This is a genomic window from Streptacidiphilus fuscans (genome assembly GCF_015690355.1).
GTDB classification, from domain to species: Bacteria; Actinomycetota; Actinomycetes; order Streptomycetales; family Streptomycetaceae; genus Streptacidiphilus; species Streptacidiphilus fuscans.
The window spans coordinates 386,804-408,034 of record NZ_JADPRT010000002.1 but is presented as its reverse complement, the minus strand read 5'-3'; the positions used below and the strand labels follow the sequence as shown (position 1 = coordinate 408,034).

The following is a 21,231-nucleotide window of genomic DNA, read 5'->3' as shown; positions in this document are numbered from 1 at the left end:
CGACACGATGCCTCAGCTGACCGTCAACGGTGCGACCGTGCACTACCGCTCCGAGGGCCAGGGCCCTGGTCTGCTCCTGGTGCACGGCACCGGAGCCACTGGTGAGACCAACTACGGCCATCTGCTCGACGAGTTCACCGACCGTCACACTGTCATCCTCCCCGACTACGCGGGCAGCGGCGCCACGACCGACGACGGTGGACCCCTCACCCTGGAACAACTCGCGGACCAGGTGCTCGGCGCCGCCGACGAGGTCACCGACGAGCCCGTCGACGTGGTCGGGTTCTCGCTGGGGGCGCTCGTCGCCGTCATGGCCGCCGCGCGGCGGCCGGAGCGGGTGCGCCGACTGGTCCTGGTGGCCGGCTGGGCCCGCAACGACGACCTGCGCAAGCGCCTCGGATTCACGGTCTGGCGCCGACTGGCCGACGTCGACCGGGAGCTGTACTCGCAGTACATCAGCCTGCTGCTCTTCACCCCCGCATTCCTGGCGAACTTCGACCCGGCGACGTTCGACGAGGCGGTCGGCGGTGCCGAGGCGGGCGAGGGCACGCTGCGTCAGATCGACCTCGGCCTGGAGGCCGACGTCCGCAAGCAGCTGCCGGACATCGCCGTCCCCACGCTGGTCGTCGGCTGCCGCCACGACCAGCTGGTCCCTGTCGAGCACTCGCGGGAGCTGCACGAGGCGATCGCCGACAGCACGTACCTGGAGATCGAGAGCGGCCACCTCGTGCCGGCCGAGGCGCCGGACGAGCTGGTGCACGCCATCCGGACCTTCCTGAACTGACCTTTCGGCAAAGGCATTCGCGGGTGGCCGCAGGACGCCCTGCGGCCACCCGCTCCTGTTCAACGCGCGGTTCAACGGGCCCGGAGGCGAGCCCAAGAGGAGAGGACATCACCCCATGGCCACCCAACAGACCACGCCGTCCACGACCCCAGGCCCCGGCTCCGCCGCGGCAGGCGACATGGCCTCCGCGCCGGCCTCCGCAGCACTGCGGGTCGGCGGTCCGGCGGTCCGTCTGCCGTCGCTCACCGGAATGCGGTTCCCGGCCGCACTTCTGGTCTTCCTGTTCCACGTCTCCCTCCCCGGCCGCTGGCTGCTGCCCGGCGACGCCAACTCCACCCGCTACGCCCGCCTGGTGGAACAGGCCGGCGGTGTGGGCGTCACCTTCTTCTTCGTCCTCAGCGGCTTCGTCCTCACCTGGTCCGCCAGGGAGGGGGACCGGCGCACCTCGTTCTGGCGCCGCCGGTACGTCAAGATCGTGCCGAACTACCTCGTCGCCTGGGCGCTCGCGATGCTGCTGATAGCCGGCGGCACCGCCTTCTGGCGTTCGGCCGCCACGCTCTTCATGCTCCAGTCCTGGGTGCCGGACTACGCCACCAACTTCAGCGTGAACGCGCCCGGCTGGTCGCTGTCGACCGAGGTCTTCTTCTACCTGTGCTTCCCGCTGCTGCTCGCCGGCGTCAGGCGGATCGCGGCGCGGCGACTGAAGTTCTGGATCGTGGGCGTGATCGCCGGAGTGGCCGTCACACCCTGGCTGGCCGGCTTCGTTCCCGCAGGCAGCGTCTACATGTCGAACGTGCCCAGCGTCTCCGGCCTCCACCTGTGGTTCGCCTACGTGTTCCCGCCCGCCCGGTTGCTCGACTTCCTGCTCGGCATCCTGGTCGCCCGCGCCGTCATGCTGGGCCGGTGGCGCAACATCGGCCTCGTCCCGTCCTGCCTGCTCCTGGCGGTCAGCTACGTGATCGCCGAACTCCCGGGCGTTCCCTACCTGTTCGCCCAGCGGGCGGTCTGCCTCGTCCCGTGCGCCCTACTGATCGCGGCCGGAGCTCTGGCCGACGCCTCGGGCAGGCGGACCCTCTTCCGCAGCCGTGCGATGGTCTGGCTGGGCGAGGTTTCCTTCGCGTTCTACCTGCTGCACTTCATCGTGCTCTCGGAGGCGCGGAACCTGCTCGGCGCGCGGATCGACTCCGGCCTGCTGGCGGTTGTCCTCGTCGTGGCCGAGTGCCTGGTGGCAGTCCTTGTCTCCTGGGCGATGTACGCCTGGATCGAGAAGCCGCTGGTCCGGCGCTGGTCCCGTGCACGGGCCACCACGTGAACGGAACGCGGCGCATCCCAGGACCGTGCGGCATGCAAAAAGGCGTCGAGGTGAGGATCTCGACGCCCGAACAACGGTCAACCTGCCTACCGCAGCGATGTGCGGATGGAAAAAGAAGTGCCCCCGGTAGGATTCGAACCTACGCACCCGCCTCCGGAGGGCGGTGCTCTATCCCCTGAGCTACGGGGGCGCACTGTCTTGCGACGTGGAGAACACTACCAGTCCCCACCGTCTGCTCGTGCACAGGGTTTTTCGGAAGGGGACGTAACCAGTTCCGGCGGAAGTCCCCAAAACGGAGACGGAGGGTGGTTCCTCCGCATACCCTCAGTGATGTGTCAGGCGAGTCGGGGCGGGTGCTGGTTGTCGATGACAGCGCGGTGATCCGCCAGCTGATCAGGGTGAACCTGGAGCTCGAGGGCTTCCAGGTGGTGACCGCCGTGGACGGGGCCGAGTGTCTGGACGTGGTGCATGCGGTGCAACCGGATGTGATCACGCTGGACGTGGTGATGCCCCGTCTGGACGGCCTGCGGACGGCGCAGCGGCTGCGGGCCGATCCGCGGACGAGTCATCTGCGGATAGCGATCGTCAGTGCCTGTACGCAGCTCGATCTTGAGCGCGGCGAGTCGGTCGGAGTCGACGGCTATCTCGCCAAGCCCTTCGAGCCCATGGAGCTGGTCGCCCTGGTGCGGCGGCTGGCCTGCGGGCGGGAGCGGCGTGGTCGTCGTGGCACGGCCGGGGGAGCGCGTGTGGGCGGCGGCGGTGGGCGGTCCCATCGTTCGCTGTGAGCGAACGGCAGCACACACGCCGTGGCGATCGACGGTGGCCGGTGCCGGGTGGACCCCGCCCACCGGGTGGACGCGGTGTCTCACTCGGCAGAACTGATGCCAGGGAAGACCCGCCTCTCGCCTAGGCTTGCCCCGTGACACCCGCAGAGCTTTCCCAGGCAGTCCAGGATGCCGTCCGCGCCGCCGTCGAGGCGGGCGAGATGACCGTCGCCGTCCCCGAGACGGTGACCGTCGAGCGTCCCAAGAACCGCGACCACGGCGACTACGCCACCAACGTCGCGCTGCAGTTGGCCAAGGCCGCCGGCAAGCCGCCGCGACAGGTGGCCGAGCTGGTCGCCGCCAGGCTCCGAGAGCTGCCCGGGATTGCGAAGATCGACATCGCGGGTCCGGGCTTCATGAACGTCACCCTCGACGCCGCCACCCAGGGCGAGCTCGCCCGCACCATCGTCACCGAGGGCGCGCACTACGGCCACGGCGACGCCTTCGCCGGGCTGAAGATCAACCTGGAGTTCGTCTCCGCCAACCCCACCGGCCCGATCCACATCGGCGGTGTCCGCTGGGCCGCCGTCGGCGACTCGCTCGCGCGCATCCTGCGTGCCGCCGGCGCGGACGTGACGTCCGAGTACTACATCAACGACGCCGGCGTGCAGATCTCCAAGTTCGGCATGTCGCTGCAGGCCGCCGCCAACGGTCGGCCCGTCCCCGAGGACGGCTACGTCGGCGAGTACATCAACGGCATCGCCGCGGAGATCGTCGAGGCGAACCCCGGCATCCTCGACCTCGCCGAGGACGAGCAGCTGCTGAAGTTCCGCACCGAGGGCCTGCGGCTGATGGTCGCCGAGATCCAGCGCTCCATGGCCGAGTTCGGCGCGCACTTCGACGTCTGGTTCTCCGAGAAGTCGCTGCACGACTCCGGCGCCGTCGAGAAGGCCGTCGACCGGCTCCGCGAGCAGGGCCACGTCTTCGACAAGGACGGCGCGGTCTGGCTGCGGACCACCGACTTCGGTGACGACAAGGACCGCGTCCTGATCAAGGCGGACGGCGACACCACCTACTTCGCCTCCGACGCCGCGTACTACCTGAACAAGCGCGACCGCGGCAACGACGTCACCGTCTACATGCTCGGCGCCGACCACCACGGCTACGTCAACCGCCTCAAGGCCATCGCCGCCTGTGCGGGTGACGACCCGTCGCGCAACATCGAGGTGCTGATCGGGCAGTTCGTGAAGATGCTGAAGGACGGCGAGGAGGTTCGCATGTCCAAGCGCGCCGGCAACATCATCACGATCGACGACGTCGTCGACTGGATCGGCGTCGACGCTGCCCGCTACTCGCTGGCCCGCGTCCCCACCGACTCGACGCTCACCCTCGACATCGACGTGCTCACCAGCCAGTCGAACGAGAACCCGGTCTTCTACGTCCAGTACGCCCACGCTCGGATGTCCTCGGTCGCCCGCAACGCGGCCGACCTCGGCATCGACAAGGGTGCGGCGGAGGACTTCAAGCCGGAACTGCTCGCGACCGAGTGGGAGAACCAACTCCTCGGCCGCCTCGGCGAGTTCCCCGGCGTGCTGGCCACGGCCGGCGAGCTGCGGGAGCCGCACCGCGTCGCCCGCTACCTGGAGGAGCTGGCCCGCGACTACCACCGCTTCTACGACAACTGCCGGATCCTGCCGCGTGGTGACGAGGAGGTCACCGACCTGACGCGCGCCAGGCTCTGGTTGGCGGAGGCCACGCGAACGGTCATCGCCAACGGTCTCGGGTTGTTGGGCGTCACCGCCCCCGAACGCATGTAATCCGCGCGAGGGGCCCGAAACCGTCAGCCCGGACGACGGTTTCGGGCCCCTCGCTGCAAGTGGACCCCACGGCAGTCGGTGACCGACGAGTAACCAACAGCAGTCGTGGAGCCCACAGGCACCGCAGCACCGCAGCAACACAGCAGGGAGAACCGAAGCAATGAGCCGTTCCGCCCACCCGGCCGGACCCCGTCACGGCGACGTGCTGCCCGAGGGCCACTACGCCGCGCCGCCCGCCGACCTCAACCTGCTGGACCCGAAGGTGTGGTCCAAGACCGTCACCCGCGACGAGGCCACCGGCGCGGTGACCGTCGCCGGGCTCGACGTGCGGGCGCTGGCCGAGCAGTTCGGCACCCCCGCCTACATCCTCGACGAGGAGGACTTCCGGTCCCGCTGCCGCGCCTGGCAGCAGGCCTTCTCGCACTTGGACGCGGACGTCTACTACGCGGGCAAGGCCTTCCTCTCCCGCGCGGTGGTCCGCTGGCTGCACGAGGAGGGCCTCAACGTCGACGTCTGCAGCGGCGGCGAGCTCACCGTCGCGCTCTCCGCCGGCATGCCGCCGGAGCGGATCGCGTTCCACGGCAACAACAAGACCCGTGCCGAGCTGGAGTACGCGGTCAAGGCCGGGATCGGGCACGTGGTCGTGGACTCCTTCGAGGAGCTGGTCCGGCTGGCCTGGGCCGCCGACCAGCAGGGTGTGCGGCAGAAGATCCTGCTCCGCGTCACCGTCGGCGTCGAGGCGCACACCCACGAGTTCATCGCCACCGCGCACGAGGACCAGAAGTTCGGGTTCTCGCTGACAGGCGGTCAGGCCGCCGAGGCGGTGCGTCGCGCGCTGACGCTGGACGGCGTCGAGCTGGTCGGCATCCACTCGCACATCGGTTCGCAGATCTTCGACATGGCCGGGTTCGAGGTCGCCGCCCGCCGCGTGGTCGGCCTGCTGGCCGAGGTCAAGCGCGAGCACGGCGTCGAGCTGCCCGAGATCGACCTCGGTGGCGGCCTCGGCATCGCCTACACCAGCGACGACGACCCTCGCGAGCCGCAGGAGATCGCCACCGCGCTGACCGAGATCGTCCGCCGCGAGTGCGCGGCCGAGGGGCTGGCCATCCCGCGCCTGTCGGTCGAGCCGGGCCGGGCCATCGTCGGTCCCAGCGCCTTCACGCTCTACGAGGTCGGCACGATCAAGCCGCTGGAGGGCCTGCGCACCTACGTCAGCGTCGACGGCGGCATGTCGGACAACATCCGCACCGCGCTCTACGACGCCGAGTACAGCGTGGCGCTGGTCTCCCGCGCCTCGGACGCGGAGCCGATGCTGAGTCGTGTGGTCGGCAAGCACTGCGAGTCCGGCGACATCGTGGTCCGCGACGCGTTCCTGCCGGACGACCTGGCCCCCGGCGACCTGCTGGCCGTGCCCGCCACGGGCGCGTACTGCCGGTCCATGGCCAGCAACTACAACCACGCGCTCAGGCCCCCGGTGGTCGCGGTCCGCGACGGCCAGGCCCGGGTCGTCGTCCGCCGCGAGACGGAGGAGGACCTGCTCCGCCTCGACGTGGGCTGAGCGCCCGGACGCAGGCCGAGCGCTCGGGCGCAGGCTGAGCACGACAGGATTTCCTGCCGCTCGGTATCGAGCAGCGGAATTTGCGTCTCAATCCGTGGAACGGCCGCAGATTCGACGGGCCAGTCGCGGAGACTTGGGACAGAAGGCAAGTACCAGGCCAACATGAGCTGCCTTTTCGGCAGCCGCCAACAAAGCAGGACGGAGTCGGATGATGCGTACGCTCAAGGTGGCGCTCCTCGGTTGTGGAGTAGTGGGCTCCGAGGTGGCACGCATCATGACGACGCACGCCGCCGACCTGGAGGCGCGCATCGGGGTACCGGTGGAGCTCGCGGGCGTGGCCGTGCGCCGGGCCGGTCGGCCGCGTCCTGGCGTGCCGGAGCACCTGATCACCACCGACGCCGAGGCCCTGGTCAAGCGCGGCGACATCGACGTCGTGATCGAGGTGATCGGCGGGATCGAGCCGGCCCGCTCACTGATCGTCTCGGCATTCGAGAACGGCGCGTCCGTCGTCTCCGCCAACAAGGCGCTGCTCGCCGCCGACGGCGCGGCCCTGCATGCGGCCGCGGCCAAGGCCGGCGCGGACCTCTACTACGAGGCGGCCGTCGCCGGTGCGATCCCGCTGATCCGCCCGCTGCGCGAGTCCCTGGCCGGGGACAAGGTCAACCGGGTGCTGGGCATCGTCAACGGCACCACCAACTTCATCATGGACAAGATGGACACCACCGGCGCCGGTTACTCCGAGGCACTGGAGGAGGCCACCGCGCTCGGCTACGCCGAGGCCGACCCGACCGCCGATGTCGAGGGCTTCGACGCCGCCGCCAAGGCCGCGATCCTGGCCGGTATCGCCTTCCACACCCGGGTGACCGCCGCCGACGTCTTCCGCGAGGGCATCACCGAGGTGACGGCCGCGGACATCGCCTCCGCCAAGGCGATGGGCTGCGTGGTGAAACTGCTCGCCATCTGCGAGCGCGCCAAGGACGAGAACGGCGAGGAGTCGGTCACCGCCCGCGTCCACCCGGCGATGATCCCGCTCAGCCACCCGCTGGCCTCCGTGCGCGGCGCGTACAACGCCGTCTTCGTCGAGGCGGACGCGGCCGGCCAGCTGATGTTCTACGGCCCCGGCGCGGGCGGCGCGCCGACTGCCTCCGCCGTGCTCGGCGACCTGGTCGCGGTCTGCCGCAACAAGGTGGGCGGTGCGACGGGCCCCGGCGAGAGCGCGTACGCTCAGCTCACCGTCAACCCCATGGACGACGTGGTCACCCGCTACCACGTGAGTCTGGACGTCGCCGACAAGGCAGGTGTCCTCGCCCAGGTCGCCACGGTCTTCGCCGAGCACGGGGTGTCCATCGACACCGTCCGCCAGCAGGGCCGGGACGGCGACGCCTCGCTCGTCGTCGTGACGCACCGCGCCACCGACGCCGCGCTGTCCGCCACCGTCGCAGAACTGCGCACTCATGACCACGTCCGTGGCGTGGCCAGCATCATGCGTGTCGAAGGGGAGTAACCCGATATGAGCACCACCCTCCAGCACACCCATCAGTGGCGCGGCCTCATCGAGGAGTACCGCGACCGGCTCCCGGTCACCGCCGCGACTCCCGTGGTGACGCTGCTCGAGGGCGGCACGCCGCTCGTCCCTGCCCAGCTGCTCTCCGAGCGCACGGGCTGCGAGGTCTACCTCAAGGTCGAGGGTGCCAACCCGACCGGGTCCTTCAAGGACCGCGGCATGACGATGGCCATCTCCAAGGCCAAGGAGGCGGGCGCGCAGGCGGTCATCTGCGCGTCCACCGGCAACACCTCCGCGTCCGCGGCGGCGTACGCGGTGCGCGCGGGGATGGTCTGCGCGGTGCTGGTGCCGCAGGGCAAGATCGCGCTCGGCAAGATGGGCCAGGCGCTGGTCCACGGCGCGAAGATCCTCCAGGTGGACGGCAACTTCGACGACTGCCTGACGCTGGCGCGCGACCTGTCCGACAAGTACCCGGTGGCGCTGGTCAACTCGGTCAACCCGGTCCGCATCGAGGGCCAGAAGACGGCCGCGTTCGAGATCGTCGACATGCTCGGCGACGCCCCCGACATCCACGTGCTGCCGGTCGGCAACGCGGGCAACATCACCGCCTACTGGAAGGGCTACCGCGAGTACGCGGCGGACGGCATGGCGACGAGGACGCCGCGCATGTTCGGCTACCAGGCGTCCGGCTCCGCCCCGATCGTGGACGGCGCGCCGGTCCTCAAGCCGCAGACGATCGCCACCGCGATCCGGATCGGCAACCCGGCCTCGTGGGACTACGCGATCGCGGCGCGCGACGAGTCGGGCGGCCGTATCGACAAGGTGACGGACCGACAGATCCTCTCCGCCTACCGGCTGCTGGCGTCCCGCGAGGGCGTCTTCGTGGAGCCGGCGTCCGCCGCGTCGGTGGCGGGCCTGCTGCAAGCGCACGAGCAGGGCCTGATCGACCCGGGCCAGCGGATCGTCTGCACGGTCACCGGCAACGGCCTCAAGGACCCCGACTGGGCGGTCGCGGGCGCCCCGCAGCCGACGGTGGTCCCGATCGACGCGACGGCGGCGGCGGAGCGTCTCGGACTGGCGTAGCCAGTCCAGGGGCGCGGGGCTCTGCTGATTCGCGGCTCCGCCGCGCCGGCGCGACACGCTGAGCCTTTGCTTCCCCAGGTAGTTGCACCACCGCAAGGGGCGCGGGGAACTGCGCGACAAGCCACCCAGAGTGGTGAGTCGCCGCACGAGCAGGGCCATCCGCACAGGGTGGTTCTCGCGCAGAGCCCCGCGCCCCTGGACGTTTGCAACGTCCCGTCTGCGCCGGCAGACACACCTCGTGTCGAGGTGTACCGCTGAACAGCCCCTTTTCGCTACCCTGGCGTCATACCCCAAGCGCATGCACCGATTTGCACGCTTGCATCGGGTTTCGCCGTACCCACTCCCGCAGGAGAGTCCACGCAATGGCAGGCCCCGCCTTCCGCGCCGCCGCAGTACGGGTGCGGGTTCCCGCGACCAGTGCCAATCTCGGGCCCGGATTCGACTCCTTCGGCCTCGCCCTCGGCCTCTACGACGACCTCGTCGTACGCGTCGCCGACGCGGGTCTGCATGTCGACATCGCAGGTGAGGGCGCGGACACCCTGGCCCGCGACGAGCGTCACCTCGTCGTCCGCGCGATGCGCGCCACCTTCGACCGGCTCGGCGGACAGCCCCGCGGTCTCGAAGTCGTCTGCGCCAACCGGATTCCGCACGGGCGCGGGCTCGGCTCCTCCTCCGCCGCGATCTGCGCGGGCATCATGGCCGCGCGTGCGGTGACCGTCGGCGGCGTCGAGGCCCTCGACGACGCCGCGACGCTCGCGCTGGCCTCGGAGATCGAGGGCCACCCCGACAACGTCGCCGCCTGTCTGCTCGGCGGCTTCACCATCGCCTGGACCGACGCGTTCGACGGCGAGGGGACGCCCACGCCCGGCTCGGGCGCGCACGCCGTCACCGTCGAGCCGAACCGCGACGTCGTTCCCGTGGTCTTCATTCCCGGGGACCCGGTGTTGACCGAGGTCGCGCGCGGTCTGCTGCCGGGCACGGTGCCGCACGCCGACGCCGCCGCCAACGTCGGGCGCGCCGCGCTGCTGGTGGAGGCCATCACCCGGCGCCCTGAGCTGCTGCTTCCCGCCACCGAGGACCGGCTGCACCAGGACTACCGCACCCCGGCGATGCCGCAGAGCGCCGCGCTGGTCGCGGGCCTTCGCGCGGAGGGAATCGCCGCCGTCATCTCCGGCGCCGGTCCGACGGTGCTGGCCCTGACCGACGCGAGCACGGCCGAGAAGGTGCTCGGTTTCGCGGGCGAGGGCTGGGCCGCGCACCGGCTCGCACTGGACACCGAGGGAGCCGCGGTACTGCCGTTGTCGCAATGAATCGTCGACGCGCACCGGGAGATCTACCCAGGGATCTCCACAGGCAGATCTCCACAGGATCGACAAGGCCAGGACGGATCTGCGAACCGTGGCACCGGGAATACCTCGGGAAAGTGGGGACACGATTGACACTCGCAGAGTGGGGGAATGTTTGTTGGGTCCAGTAGTGTTAATCTCATGTCTGCACCAGGAGCCCTGCGGGGCCGGGTGCGCGGCGTCCCCACCGTTGGGACAGCAATTCTCCGGGAGCCCGCCACATCGCGTACGCAGCCTGCCTGCGCCATTGTGACCGCATCCCGACGCCGTGTCGGCTAAAGGACCGCCTCCGAGCAGGGGCCTGGAGCCGGAGCCGAACACGCGCAGGGGGCCCGGACGCGTTCGTGCGCAGCGCCATTGACACTGACACATCGCACGTGCGCAGTGGGTTCCATCGTTTTATCGCAGCCACGCCCTGCCAAAAGACCACAGGGCGGACAGCACGACCGGTCGCCGAGCCAGAAAGGCCGACGTCCGCTCCAGGGAAGGACCCTTCGTGAGCGACACCACCGATCTGATGGGCGCGCGCCCGGACGCTGACGCGTCGGACGCCGGCACGGCCCCCGCGCCGAAGCGCCGTCGGACCACGGGCACCGGGCTGAACAGCATGGTGCTCGCCGAGCTGCAGCAGCTCGCCTCCGGCCTCGGCATCAGCGGCACCGGCCGGATGCGCAAGAGCCAGCTGATCGATGCCATCAAGGAGAAGAGCGGCGGCGACCCGCTGCTCGCCGCCTCCGCCGCGGCTCCCGCCGCGAAGCGTGCCTCCTCGCGCTCCGCCGCCGCTGCCACGCCGGCTGCCGATGACTCCGCCGAGGCCGCGCCCGCCGCTCCGGCCCGCCGCACGACGCGGTCCCGTGCCGCCGCTGCCGCGCCCGCCGAGCAGCAGATCGAGATCCCGGTGCAGAGCAAGGCCGAGAAGGCCGAGGCCGCGCCCGCCACGGTCGGCGCCGCCACCACCGCCGCCGAGCGTCCGGCCCGTCGCAGCCGTCGCGCCACCGCCCCGGCGGGTTCGCCCGAGGGCGCTGCCGCCCCGGCCGCCGCGGCGACCGGTGTCGCCACCGAGGCCGCTCAGGCGTCCGCCCAGGCCGCACCGGCTCAGGCGCAGGCCACCGCCGAGTCCGCCTCGGCCGCTCAGGCTTCCGGCGCGACCGAGACCCGCGAGCGCGGTGACCGTGCCGAGCGCGGCGACCGCGGTGAGGGCCGCGAGGGTCGTGAGGGCCGTCGCGAGCGCCGCAGCCGTCGTGACCGCCGTGAGCAGGGCACGGACGGCGGCCAGCCGCAGCAGGGCCAGGGTGGCCAGGACGGCGGCCGTCAGGGTCGTCAGCAGCAGGGCGGCCAGGAGGGTGGCCGTCAGCAGGGCCGCCAGGGCGGCCAGAAGGACACCGACTTCGAGGACGACGAGTTCGGCGGCCGTCGCCGCGGCCGTTACCGCGACCGCAACCGCCGTGGCCGTGACCGCGGTTTCGAGGGTCCGGCCGAGCCGCAGGTCAGCGAGGACGACGTCCTGATCCCGGTCGCCGGCATCCTGGACATCCTGGACAACTACGCGTTCGTCCGGACCTCGGGCTACCTCGCCGGTCCGAACGACGTCTACGTCTCGCTGGCCCAGGTGCGCAAGAACGGTCTGCGCAAGGGTGACGCCATCACCGGCGCCGTCCGCCAGCCGAAGGACGGCGAGCGCCGCGAGAAGTTCAACGCGCTGGTCCGCCTCGACTCGGTCAACGGCATGGACCCGGAACCCGGCCGCAACCGGCCCGAGTTCACCAAGTTGACGCCGCTGTACCCGCAGGACCGGCTCCGTCTGGAGACCGACCCGGGTGTGCTGACGACGCGCATCATCGACCTGGTCGCCCCGATCGGTAAGGGCCAGCGTGGTCTGATCGTCGCGCCGCCGAAGACCGGCAAGACGATGATCATGCAGGCGATCGCCAACGCGATCACCCACAACAACCCCGAGACCCACCTGATGGTCGTCCTCGTCGACGAGCGTCCGGAAGAGGTCACCGACATGCAGCGCTCGGTCAAGGGCGAGGTCATCTCCTCGACCTTCGACCGTCCCGCCGAGGACCACACCACCGTCGCCGAGCTCGCCATCGAGCGCGCCAAGCGTCTGGTGGAGCTGGGCCACGACGTGGTCGTGCTGCTGGACTCCATCACCCGCCTGGGCCGCGCCTACAACCTGGCGGCGCCCGCCTCCGGCCGCATCCTGTCCGGTGGTGTCGACTCGACCGCGCTCTACCCGCCGAAGAAGTTCTTCGGTGCGGCGCGCAACATCGAGAACGGCGGCTCGCTGACCATCCTGGCCACCGCGCTGGTCGAGACCGGCTCGCGCATGGACGAGGTGATCTTCGAGGAGTTCAAGGGCACCGGCAACATGGAGCTCAAGCTCGACCGGAAGCTCGCGGACAAGCGCATCTTCCCCGCGGTGGACGTGGACCCGTCCGGTACGCGTAAGGAAGAGATCCTCATGTCCCCGGACGAGCTGCGGATCGTCTGGAAGCTGCGCCGGGTGCTGCACGCGCTCGACTCGCAGCAGGCGATCGAGCTGCTGCTGGACAAGATGAAGCAGACCAAGAGCAACGCCGAGTTCCTCATGCAGATCGCGAAGACGACGCCGGGCCAGGACGACTGACCCCGCGCTCCGCGCTCACTCCCGGCGACCCCGGGTCCGAAAGGGCCCGGGGTCGCGGGCTTTTGTGCAGGTGGAACGCAGGTGGAATATCTGTGCTCCCTACCCCGTTTTGGAGCATGGCGCCAGTCCCTGGCAGACTGGTACGTCGGTCCCGGTTCACGCGCGGCAGCCCGCCGCACGACCCGGTGCCCTCCCAGAACATAGGAGCATCCCTTGAAGCCCGAGATCCACCCGACCTACGTGGTCACCCAGGTCACCTGCACCTGCGGCAACGAGTTCACCACCCGCAGCACCGAGCAGTCCGGCGTCATCCGCGCCGAGGTCTGCTCCGCCTGCCACCCGTTCTACACCGGCAAGCAGAAGATCATGGACACCGGTGGCCGTGTGGCCCGCTTCGAGGCCCGCTTCGGCAAGAAGCACGCCGCCAAGCAGCAGTAGCGGCCTTTCGGCGCCGGCCGGGCGTACCCGTGGTCTTCCCGGGTTCGCCCTGGTCGGCGCCGTTCGCGTTGACCAGCAGGTTCATCGGTTTCCACCCCCATCGCGGAAGAAGGCCCAGCTCCCATGTTCGAGGCAGTCGAGGAGCTCCTGAACGAGCACGCGACGCTTGAGGAGCGTCTCGCCGATCCGGCCGTGCACGCCGACCCGGCTGCCGCGCGTCAGCTGACCAAGCGCTACGCCGAGCTGACGCCGATCACCAAGGTCTACCGCGAGTGGCGGCAGGTGGGCGAGGACATCGAGACCGCCCGCGAGCTCGCCGACGCCGACCCGGAGTTCTACGCCGAGATCAAGGCCATGGACGCGCAGCGCGAGGAGCTCACCGAGCGCCTGCGGATGCTCCTGGTGCCGCGTGACCCGAGCGACGACAAGGACGTGCTGCTGGAGGTCAAGGCGGGCGAGGGCGGCGAGGAGTCCGCGCTCTTCGCCGGCGACCTGCTGCGCATGTACCTGCGCTACGCCGAGAAGCAGGGCTGGAAGACCGAGATCATCGACGCCAACGAGTCCGACCTCGGCGGCTACAAGGACGTCCAGGTCGCGGTGAAGTACCGGGGCGGCAACCCCGAGCCCGGCCAGGGCGTCTGGGCGCGGCTGAAGTACGAGGGCGGCGTGCACCGCGTGCAGCGCGTGCCGGCGACCGAGTCGCAGGGCCGGATCCACACCTCCGCCGCGGGCGTGCTGGTCACGCCGGAGGCCGAGGAGGTCGAGGTCGAGGTCAACGCGAACGACCTGCGCATCGACGTCTACCGCTCGTCCGGTCCCGGTGGTCAGTCCGTCAACACCACCGACTCCGCGGTCCGGATCACGCACCTGCCGACCGGCATCGTCGCGTCCTGCCAGAACGAGAAGAGCCAGCTCCAGAACAAGGAGCAGGCCATGCGCATCCTCCGCTCCCGCCTGCTGGCGGCGGCGCAGGAGGAGGCCGACCGTGAGGCCAGCGACGCCCGGCGCAGCCAGGTCCGCTCGGTGGACCGCTCGGAGCGGATCCGCACCTACAACTTCCCGGAGAACCGCATCTCCGACCACCGCACCGGTTACAAGGCGTACAACTTGGACCAGGTGCTCGGCGGCGAGCTCGACCCGGTGATCCAGTCCGCCGTCGACCAGGACGCCGCCGCGCGGCTCGCCGAGGCGACCTGAGCCGTCGGCCGCAGCGGCGCTCCCGAGCGTCGTAGCTCCGCCGCACGGCGGAGCGCCAGAACCTTGAAGGCCCGTAAGAGAGGCACGCACGTGAACCTCCTCCTCGCCGAGGTGGCCCAGGCCACCCAGCGGCTGGCTGCCGCCGGCGTGCCCTCGCCGCGTTTCGACGCGGAGGAGCTCGCGGCCTTCATCCACGACGTCAAGCGCGGCGAGCTGCACTCCGTCAAGGACGCCGACTTCGACGCCCGTTACTGGGAGGCCGTCTCCCGACGCGAGGCCCGCGAGCCGCTGCAGCACATCACCGGACGGGCGTTCTTCCGCTACCTGGAGCTCCAGGTCGGCCCCGGGGTCTTCGTGCCGCGTCCGGAGACCGAGTCGGTCGTCGGCTGGGCCATAGACGCCCTGCGCGACATGGACGTCGCCGAGCCGCTCGTGGTCGACCTCTGCACCGGCTCCGGCGCGATCGCGCTGGCGCTCGCCCAGGAGGTGCCGCGCAGCCGCGTGCACGCGGTGGAGATGTCCGACGACGCCTACGCCTGGGCCCGGCGCAACGTCGACGCCAGCCCGGACGCGGCCCGGATCGAGCTGATCCAGGGCGACGCGACCAAGGCGTTCCTGGACCGCCCCGAGCTGAGCGGCCAGTTCGACCTGGTCATCAGCAACCCGCCGTACATCCCGCTGACCGAGTGGGAGTACGTCGCTCCCGAGGCTCGCGACCACGACCCGGAGATGGCACTCTTCTCCGGCGAGGACGGTCTCGACACCATCCGCGGCATCGAACGCGTCGCCGCGCGGCTGCTGCGCCCCGGGGGAGTGGTCGTCGTCGAGCACGCGGACACGCAGGGCGGTCTGGTGCCGTGGATCTTCCGCGAGGAGGCGGGCTGGACCGACGCCGCCGACCACCGCGACCTGAACAACCGCCCCCGCTTCGCCACCGCGCGCCGCGCCGTCCTCTAGGAAGGGATCCCACCGATGAGTCGTCGTTACGACTGCTCCGACGCGACCGAGCGCGCTGCCGGTCTGCGCGAGTCCGCCTCCGCGATCCGCCGGGGCGAACTGGTGGTCATCCCCACCGACACCGTCTACGGCCTGGCCGCCGACGCGTTCTCCGCGGAGGCGGTGGGCGAGCTGCTCGCGGCCAAGGGCCGCGGCCGGAACATGCCCAGCCCCGTCCTGGTCGGCTCGCCGACCACTCTGCACGGGCTGGTCACCGACTTCTCCGAGTCGGCCTGGGAGCTCGTCGACGCGTTCTGGCCGGGCGGGCTCACCCTGGTCGCCCGTCACCAGCCGTCGCTGCGCTGGGACCTCGGCGAGACCCGCGGCACGGTCGCGGTCCGGATGCCGCTGCACCCGGTCGCCATCGAACTGCTCAACACCACCGGTCCGCTGGCCGTCTCCAGCGCCAACCTGACCGGCGGCCCGTCCCCGGCGACGTGCGACGCCGCCCAGGAGCAGCTCGGCCAGAGCGTCTCCGTCTACCTCGACGGCGGCCGTGCGGACCACGCCGTCCCGTCGTCCATCGTCGACGTGACCGGCAAGGTCCCCGTGCTGCGGCGCGCGGGCGCGGTGTCGCTGGAGCAGCTCCGGGAGGTCGTACCCGACCTGGAGGCCGGGAGTTGACCGGTCGAGTCGTCCGGCCGATACGCCCCACTCCGCGTCCCTACGCCCACGGCGCGGAGCAGCGCGTCGGAAGATTCCGGATCCTCTACGTCTGCACGGGCGGAGTCTGCCGCTCGCCCATCGCCGAGCGGCTGACCCTGCATGAGCTGACGCTCCGTCTGGGCGGGCGCGCGGGCGCGGAGATATCCGTCGAGAGCGCCGGCACCTGGGGCCACGAGGGCGCGCCGATGGAGTCCAACGCGGCGGAGATCCTGGGCGAGTTCGGCGCGGACCCGTCGGGCTTCATCGGTCGCGAGCTGCTCGACGAGCACGTCATCGACGCCGACCTGGTGCTGACCGCCACCCGCGACCACCGGGCGCAGGTCATCTCCATGGGCCACGACGCGGGCCTGCGCACCTTCACGCTGAAGGAGTTCACCCGCCTCGTCCGCGCGATCGACCCGGCGACCCTCCCTGACGACTCCGTCGAACCGGGCGCGCTGGCCGAGCGCGCCCGCGTCCTGGTGCGGGCCGCGGCGGCGCTGCGGGGGTGGCTGCTGGCGGCTTCGCCGGAGGCGGACGAGGTGGACGACCCGTACGGTGCGCCGTTGGGGATGTTCCGGAACTGCGGCTCGGAGATCTTCGACGCGCTGGACCCGATCGTCACGGCGCTGACGGGCGTGGCCCGGGTGCGGGTCTAACGCCGAACCGTTCGGGCCGAGGGGAAGTTGCACTTCCCCGCGCCCCGAACAGTGCAACCGGCCCTGTCTGCACAGGCATATCCCATACCCCCGGCGTACCGTTTGCACCGGAGGTGACCGCGGCCATGGCGACCCTGGTGACGAGTGACGAACCGGCGCGGGCTGCTGCCTTCACCGACGAGCCGGATGCCGCCCTGGACGCGCTGCTCGACGCCGAGCGGGAGCGGCGTCGGACGCAGATCCAGCTGCTCGCCGGAGAGAACCTCTCCTCACCTCGCGTGCGCGCGCTCCTCGGGAGCGACTTCGCGGACAAGTACGCCGAGGGCTACCCGGGCCGCCGCCACCACACCGGCTGCGGGCCCGCCGACGCGGTCGAGGAGCTGGCCGTCGAGCGCGCGAAGGCGCTCTTCGGGGCCCAGCACGCCAACGTGCAGCCCTACTCCGGGACCAGTGCCGTGCTCGCCGCGGCAGCGGCCCTGCTGCGGCCGGGGGACTCGGTGCTGGCGATGTCGCTCGCACACGGCGGGCACCTCACCCACGGCTCGCACGCCAACTTCTCCGGACGCTGGTTCTCCGTCACCGCGTACGGGGTGCGAAAGAGCGACGGGCTGATCGACCTCGACCAGGTGCGCGACCTGGCCCGCAAGGCTCGGCCGAAAGTGCTGGTCGCCGGGGCGATCTCGTACCCGCGGGCGATCGACTGGGAGGCGTTCAGGTCCATCGCCGACGAGGTCGGAGCGCACCTGCTCGCCGACGCCTCGCAGACGCTCGGGCTCTCGGCGGGCGGGACGATCCCGTCCCCGGTGCCGTACGCGGACGTGGTGTGCGGGGTCACGCACAAGGTGCTGGGCGGGCCGCGTGGCGGGTTCCTGCTCTGCACCAGGGAGTTGACCGAGCGGGTGGACCGGGCCGTGTTCCCGTTCATCCAGGGCGGGCCGATGGTCGACCAGATCGCCGCCAAGGCCTACACGCTGGGACGCGCGGCCACGCCCGCGTTCGCCGGGTACACACGCCGTTGCGTGGCGAACGCCCGCGCGCTGGCCGGAGCACTGGACGGGCACGGCCTGCGCCCGCTGACGGGCGGGACCGACACCCACCTCGTCACCGTCGACGCCCGCGCGCTCGGGTTGACCGGACGGGAGGTCGAGCAGCGGTGCGAGCGGGCGGGGCTGCTGCTCGGGCACTGCGCCGTCCCGTACGAGGACGTGCCGCCCGCGTCCGCCTCAGGGGTCCGGCTCGGGACACTCTGCGTGACGACGCAGGGGATGGGAGAGCCGGAGATGCAGGAGATCGCGGCTTTGATCCGCGCCGCGGGTAAGGAGCCGAACTCCGGGTCGGTGACCGAACGTGTGCGTTCCCTGGCGGAGCGTTTTCCTGGGCTGTCGACAAAACCGCAATGCGAGGAGTCGGCGTCTCTCTGATTAGGGTGTGCCCGTGACGCACCTTGATTCCGGCGACCGCTCATGGACGGGACGGCTATGCTCTGCCGATATCTCGGGGGTGTACAGCGCAGCACAGGAGGACTCTGGTGCGTGAGTTCCTGCTGACGCTCTGCGTGACCGCGGCGGTGACCTATCTGCTGACCGGTCCGGCGAGGAAGTTCGCGATCATCGCGGGCGCCATGCCGCCGGTCCGTGACCGCGACGTCCACAAGGAGCCGACGCCACGACTCGGTGGGATCGCCATGTTCGGCGGTCTCGTCGCAGGCCTGCTCACAGCCGACCACCTGGACACCCTGAAGTACGTCTTCCAGGGCACCGGCGATGTCCCGGCGCTGCTCTCCGGCGCGACCATCATGTGGGTGCTGGGCGTGCTGGACGACAAGTGGGGCGTCGACGCGCTGGTCAAGCTCGGCGGCCAGATGGTGGCCGCGGGCGTCATGGTCTACCAGGGCCTGACCGTGCTCTGGCTGCCGATCCCGGGTGTGGGCACCGTCGCCCTGCCGGAGATGTGGGGCACCTTCATCACCGTGGCGCTGGTGGTCATAAGCGTCAACGCGGTCAACTTCATCGACGGTCTGGACGGTCTGGCGGCCGGCATGGTCTGCATCGCCGCCCTCGCGTTCTTCGTCTACGCCTACCGGCTCTGGTACGGGTACTCGGTGCCCGACGCGGCGCCGGCCGCGCTGTTCAGCGTGATCCTGGTCGGCATGGTGATCGGCTTCCTGCCGCACAACTTCCACCCCGCCCGGATCTTCATGGGCGACTCCGGCGCACTGCTGATCGGGCTGGTGCTCTCGGTCTGCATGATCTCGATCACCGGTCGTGTGGACCCCGACGTGATCACCATGCAGACGCAGAGCGCGACCTCCACGGTCCACGCGATGGTGCCCGTCTACATCGTGCTGCTGCTCCCGCTGACCGTGATCGCGATCCCGCTGGCGGACCTGATCCTCGCGGTGGTCCGCCGCACCTGGGCCGGCAAGTCGCCCTTCGCCGCGGACAAGCAGCACCTGCACCACCGGCTGCTGCAGCTCGGCCACTCCCACAGCCGCGCGGTCCTGATCATGTACTTCTGGGCGGCGCTGCTCGCCTTCGGCACCGTCGCCTTCTCCGCCAACCGCACCGAACTGCTGGCCATCAAGGTCGCCTTGGTGCTGTGCGTGATCGGCATCCTGCTCCTGCTGCTGCCGCGCTTCCGGCCGCACGCTCCCCGGGTGGCGGAGCGCTTCCTGCCGCCGCGCTACCGGCAGAGTGCAAAGGTAAAGAATGTTCTTACCGATGACTCGGTAAAGGAGATCCACGACGACCCCGCTCCGGTGGCATCGTCGCTGACCACGGCCGATGAGGAGCTGCTCGACCAGATCGGCACGGGCTCCCATGCGGTGGGGCACCATTCGGGCACTTCGGGACGATCCGGCTCGGGCGCGGTGCGTGTGTCAAGGAGCACACCAAGAAAGTAAAGACTGCGCCAAATAGCTTGTGATACCGTTCACGACATCGGGTGAGCTGCCGAAGGACCTTATGGGAGAAGGGCGTTCGACCAGGCTCTCCGTCCCCACCCACCCTGCTGTAACTCACGACCTCATCGCTCCGGAGCCACGACAATGTTGTCCAACGACGCCCGGATCCTGCGCGGCTGTGCCCTGGTGGCAGCGCCCGTCGGCATCCTCGCGCTGGTGCTCAGCACGGTTTTCGCCGGCTCCAAGGGCTTGATCGGCGCACTGATCGCGCTGGCCGTGGCCCTGGTGGTGTTCGGTGGCGGGTTCGCGGCACTGATGCGGCTCACTCGGGACCGTCCGCAGACGGTGCTGATGGCCGGGCTCCTGGTGTATGCGGTGCAGATGCTGCTCGCCGGCGTCTTCATCGTGGTCTTCAAGAACGCCTCGTTCTTCAACGGTCGTGCGTTCGGGTTCTCCCTGCTGGCCACCCTGCTGGCCTGGGTCGGCGGGCAGGTGTACTTCACGCTCAAGAGCAAGACCCTCTACGTGGACACCTCGGCCGGCAAGCCCGACGGGCCCCAGAGCAAGCCCGGCGGCCCGGGCAACGGGACGTAAGGCCCGCGTAAAGGTAGTACCAAGACATCTGCTATCGTCCGGAATCCGGAGCCCCCTCCCTGACCCTCGTGCGTCAGGGGAGCGAGTGGCCCCGGACAACCCGATCACGGTGCCGAACTGCGGCGGTCCTCCGTCGCGCCGACACACAAGGTTGCAGTTCTGATGCTTCACGACGAAGGAGTCAAGGGTGAGTAGCCCCTCCACGACGCTCGTTGCGAGCGGGTGTCACATCACCCCCTCTGGTTGCGGTTTCCCGGCCCCTGGGCTCGACTCCTTCAACTTCAAGCCGATCTTCACCATCGGCAGCTTCGCCTTCACCAAGCCGATGCTGCTGGCGATCATCTGCATGCTGCTGGTGGTCGGCTTCTTCTGGGCGGCGTTCCGCAAGCCGAAGCTGGTCCCCACCAAGCTGCAGCTGGTCGGCGAGATCGGCTACACCTTCATCGCCCGGGGCATCGCGCGTGACGTCATCGGCAAGAAGGGCGACAAGTTCGTCCCGTTCCTGACGTCGATCTTCTTCTTCGTCTGGGTGATGAACATCATGTCCATCATCCCGCTGGCACAGTTCCCGGTCGCCTCGCGCTTCGCCTACCCGGTGGCGCTGGCCGTGCTGGTGTGGATCACGTACATGTACCTCACCTTCAAGACGCACGGCTTCCTGGGTGGTTGGAAGCACCTGACCTACATGCAGGGTCTGCCCAAGCCCCTGGTTCCGCTCATCGTGTTCCTGGAGTTCCTCCAGAACGTCATCACGCGGCCGTTCACGCTCGCGGTCCGACTGTGGGCCAACATGTTCGCCGGCCACATGCTGATCGTCATGTTCAGCGTCGCGAGCTGGTACCTGCTGACGCCCTCGATCATGTCCGCCTTCGCCGGAGGATCGTTCATCCTCGCCATCGGCATGACGGCCTTCGAGGTCCTGATCCAGTTCCTGCAGGCGTACATCTTCACCCTCCTCACCTCGCTCTACATCAGCGGAGCGCTCGAAGAGGGTCACTGA

General features: G+C 70.1%; 18 protein-coding genes and 1 tRNA gene. 18 read left to right on the top strand and 1 reads right to left on the bottom strand.

Annotated elements, in window-relative coordinates; translation table 11 throughout:
• The first annotated feature begins 7 nt into the window (after positions 1–7).
• Both I2501_RS05515 and I2501_RS05510 read left to right on the top strand, forming a co-directional pair.
• Positions 8–784: an alpha/beta fold hydrolase gene (locus I2501_RS05515; protein WP_196192672.1), complete on the top strand. Its 777-nt coding sequence runs from the start codon at positions 8–10 to the stop codon at positions 782–784.
• A gap of 115 nt (positions 785–899) precedes the next feature.
• On the top strand, positions 900–2,096 hold the full coding sequence (locus tag I2501_RS05510) for an acyltransferase family protein (RefSeq protein WP_236045880.1): 1,197 nt from the start codon (positions 900–902) through the stop codon (positions 2,094–2,096).
• A 118-nt stretch (positions 2,097–2,214) separates the two neighbouring features.
• On the opposite strand, the gene I2501_RS05505 is transcribed toward I2501_RS05510, so the two are convergent.
• Positions 2,215–2,286: transfer RNA gene (locus tag I2501_RS05505), tRNA-Arg, on the bottom strand.
• 142 nt (positions 2,287–2,428) lie between these two features.
• Between I2501_RS05505 and I2501_RS05500 the strand changes: the two genes are divergently transcribed.
• The 16 genes from I2501_RS05500 to atpB all read left to right on the top strand — a co-directional run bounded on the left by I2501_RS05500 (position 2,429) and on the right by atpB (position 21,231).
• Positions 2,429–2,881, top strand: a complete 453-nt coding sequence (locus I2501_RS05500; protein WP_196192671.1) for a response regulator — start codon at positions 2,429–2,431, stop codon at positions 2,879–2,881.
• 134 nt (positions 2,882–3,015) lie between these two features.
• The gene (argS, locus tag I2501_RS05495; protein ID WP_196192670.1) at positions 3,016–4,677 is read left to right on the top strand and encodes an arginine--tRNA ligase; all 1,662 of its coding nucleotides are present in this window, start codon (positions 3,016–3,018) and stop codon (positions 4,675–4,677) included.
• Positions 4,678–4,837: 160 nt separating this feature from the next.
• A complete protein-coding gene (gene lysA, locus I2501_RS05490) occupies positions 4,838–6,235 on the top strand; it encodes a diaminopimelate decarboxylase (protein WP_196192669.1) in 1,398 nt (465 codons plus the stop codon).
• Positions 6,236–6,443: 208 nt separating this feature from the next.
• Complete coding sequence (locus tag I2501_RS05485; RefSeq protein WP_196192668.1) at positions 6,444–7,739, top strand: homoserine dehydrogenase; 1,296 nt, start codon at positions 6,444–6,446, stop codon at positions 7,737–7,739.
• 6 nt (positions 7,740–7,745) lie between these two features.
• On the top strand, positions 7,746–8,822 hold the full coding sequence (gene thrC, locus I2501_RS05480) for a threonine synthase (protein ID WP_196192667.1): 1,077 nt from the start codon (positions 7,746–7,748) through the stop codon (positions 8,820–8,822).
• A 362-nt stretch (positions 8,823–9,184) separates the two neighbouring features.
• Positions 9,185–10,132, top strand: a complete 948-nt coding sequence (gene thrB, locus I2501_RS05475; RefSeq protein WP_196192666.1) for a homoserine kinase — start codon at positions 9,185–9,187, stop codon at positions 10,130–10,132.
• A 532-nt stretch (positions 10,133–10,664) separates the two neighbouring features.
• Positions 10,665–12,800, top strand: a complete 2,136-nt coding sequence (gene rho / locus I2501_RS05470; protein ID WP_196192665.1) for a transcription termination factor Rho — start codon at positions 10,665–10,667, stop codon at positions 12,798–12,800.
• A 213-nt stretch (positions 12,801–13,013) separates the two neighbouring features.
• A complete protein-coding gene (gene rpmE, locus I2501_RS05465; RefSeq protein WP_196192664.1) occupies positions 13,014–13,238 on the top strand; it encodes a 50S ribosomal protein L31 in 225 nt (74 codons plus the stop codon).
• A 123-nt stretch (positions 13,239–13,361) separates the two neighbouring features.
• The gene (prfA, locus tag I2501_RS05460) at positions 13,362–14,435 is read left to right on the top strand and encodes a peptide chain release factor 1 (RefSeq protein WP_196192663.1); all 1,074 of its coding nucleotides are present in this window, start codon (positions 13,362–13,364) and stop codon (positions 14,433–14,435) included.
• 90 nt (positions 14,436–14,525) lie between these two features.
• Complete coding sequence (gene prmC, locus I2501_RS05455; protein WP_196192662.1) at positions 14,526–15,392, top strand: peptide chain release factor N(5)-glutamine methyltransferase; 867 nt, start codon at positions 14,526–14,528, stop codon at positions 15,390–15,392.
• 15 nt (positions 15,393–15,407) lie between these two features.
• Positions 15,408–16,055, top strand: a complete 648-nt coding sequence (locus I2501_RS05450; protein ID WP_196192661.1) for an L-threonylcarbamoyladenylate synthase — start codon at positions 15,408–15,410, stop codon at positions 16,053–16,055.
• A 20-nt stretch (positions 16,056–16,075) separates the two neighbouring features.
• Positions 16,076–16,735, top strand: a complete 660-nt coding sequence (locus tag I2501_RS05445) for an arsenate reductase/protein-tyrosine-phosphatase family protein (RefSeq protein WP_196192990.1) — start codon at positions 16,076–16,078, stop codon at positions 16,733–16,735.
• 125 nt (positions 16,736–16,860) lie between these two features.
• Entirely contained in the window at positions 16,861–18,156 is a 1,296-nt protein-coding gene (locus I2501_RS05440) for a serine hydroxymethyltransferase (RefSeq protein ID WP_196192660.1), read from the top strand.
• Between the two features lie 107 nt (positions 18,157–18,263).
• A complete protein-coding gene (locus I2501_RS05435; protein WP_196192659.1) occupies positions 18,264–19,637 on the top strand; it encodes an MraY family glycosyltransferase in 1,374 nt (457 codons plus the stop codon).
• 144 nt (positions 19,638–19,781) lie between these two features.
• Positions 19,782–20,231, top strand: a complete 450-nt coding sequence (locus tag I2501_RS39035; RefSeq protein WP_196192658.1) for a hypothetical protein — start codon at positions 19,782–19,784, stop codon at positions 20,229–20,231.
• Positions 20,232–20,418: 187 nt separating this feature from the next.
• Entirely contained in the window at positions 20,419–21,231 is an 813-nt protein-coding gene (gene atpB / locus I2501_RS05425) for a F0F1 ATP synthase subunit A (protein ID WP_196192657.1), read from the top strand.